3 protein-coding genes are annotated in these 1,875 nt (G+C 59.8%); all 3 read left to right on the top strand.

Annotated features, from left to right (window positions below):
• Positions 1 to 184 (top strand): dihydrodipicolinate synthase family protein (locus tag AC2VNK_RS01610; RefSeq protein WP_486882565.1); only part of this gene is annotated, 184 nt, incomplete at its 5' end.
• A gap of 37 nt (positions 185 to 221) precedes the next feature.
• Positions 222 to 1,379, top strand: a complete 1,158-nt coding sequence (locus AC2VNK_RS01605) for an outer membrane protein assembly factor BamC (protein ID WP_486882564.1) — start codon at positions 222 to 224, stop codon at positions 1,377 to 1,379.
• Positions 1,376 to 1,875: lyase family protein (locus AC2VNK_RS01600; RefSeq protein ID WP_486882563.1), on the top strand; the 500-nt coding region annotated here is incomplete at its 3' end. The genes AC2VNK_RS01605 and AC2VNK_RS01600, both read left to right, overlap by 4 nt.

The following is a 1,875-nucleotide window of genomic DNA, read 5'->3' as shown; positions in this document are numbered from 1 at the left end:
GGTCAACGCGCAACTGGTGGGATTACACCGGGATCTCTTTCTGGAGTCCAACCCCATCCCGGTCAAATGGGCCCTGCACGAGATGGGCCGCATGGGGCCCGCTCTGCGCCTGCCCCTGACCCCTTTTTCGTCCGCCCATCATGAGCGTCTGCGCGAAAGTTTGCGTCGGGCGCAGTGTATCTAATCATTCTCGCGCCTGGTCGCGTTTAGTGGAGTCTTGCATGCGCCGTTACGTAGCTCTCGCCGTGGTTGCCAGTCTGGGTTTGGGGGGGTGTTCCTACATTCCCTTCTTCAAGTCTAATAGTGGCCCGAAATACCAGGATTCCAAGGTGATGGAACCCCTGAAGATCCCACCGGATCTGCTGGCTCAGGCGCCGCAACCGGGGGTTACCATACCGGGGGGGGCGGTGACTTCACCTGGGGGGACGGCGAATTCCGGCGAATTGCCGACGAACGCGAATAGTGCCGCCTCCGGTGGTTACGGACTGTTTCAACCCCACGAGGCGGCCGGGCAGCAGCCAGTAGAAGAGAAAATGCTGCCGGGTGTAGGCGCGCAGATCCTGGGTACCGGCGCGGATTTGCGTTTGAGCACGACCGCGAAGCCCGCGCAGGTTTGGGCTGCCCTGAAAGCGACACTGGCGGCAGACAAGACTACGGTGGCGAAATTCTCTCCAGAACAGGGCGAACTGGTTACCAACTGGCGGGATTTCCGTAGTGGTCTGGCCTTCGTGCTGGGGAACACCGTAGCACCTACTTATCGGGAGAAATATACCTTCCACCTGAGCGCTGGCGAAAATGGCGCGGAACTGCTTTCTGTCCAGCAGGAGCGCGTCCGGAATGATCCCAACGGTAGCAGTCTGGAGTGGAAGAAGGTGCCCGCCGACGCTGGGCACAACCGGCGGATCATGGAAGCGGTGCAGAAGCGTCTGAGCCAGGAGTCACTCCTCGCAGAAATGCCGAAAATCAAAGTGACCCGCTACCAGGATGATCGCGGTCCTTATCTGGTGTTGAACGCGGTTCCCGCCAAGGCGCAGCCAGCAGTACAAGTGGTTTTGCAGGGGCTGGGTTATCCTGTGCAAAGTGAGGGCACGGGGGTGTGGAATGTCCAAGTGCAGGGCGGTGCTGCACAGGCGGCTCAGAAACAGAGCTTCATCGGCGGCATCTTCCAGCGGACCTGGGACAACATCAAGGCCATCTGGAGCAGTCCGGAAAAGCAGAAACCCGTCTCGGTGCAGGTGAAGTTGCTGCGCATGAAAAACAACGAGGGCAGCGTACTGGAGGCGACGCCGGGCGTTGGCAAGAATGCCGCCACATGGTCCGCAGATATTCTCGACAAGCTGCAGTCGGGCCTGTCTCCCAAAAATGGAGACATGGCATGATCGAGCGCTATACGCGCCCGGAAATGGGTGCCTTATGGACGCAGGATGCCAAATATCAGGCCTGGCTTGATGTGGAGCTGGCAGCCTGCCGGGCGCTGGCGGTGCAGGGACAGATTCCTGCCGACGCCCTGGCCGAGATCGAGGCGAAAGCCGCTTTTGATAGCGCCCGTATTGCGGAAATTGAGCTGGAAGTCAAACACGACGTCATCGCCTTTCTGACGTCCGTGGCCGAGCATGTGGGGCCGTCCAGCCGCTTCATCCATCTGGGCATGACCTCTTCAGATGTAGTGGATACGGGTTTTGCGCTGCAATTGAAGCGTTCCGGGGTACTGCTGCTGGAAGGGATGGACCGCTTGTACCGGGCCTTGGTGAAGTTGGCCTGGAAGCACAAGGATACAGTGATGATCGGCCGCTCCCATGGCATTCATGCGGAGCCCATCACTTTTGGCCTGAAAGTGGCGGTCTGGTGTGCCGAGGCACAGCGCAACCGGCAACG

The sequence above is a fragment of the Acidithiobacillus sp. TH-A35 genome, from assembly GCF_057473505.1.
The sequence above is the reverse complement of the archived record's forward strand: the minus strand, read 5'-3'. Positions and strand labels throughout refer to the sequence as shown.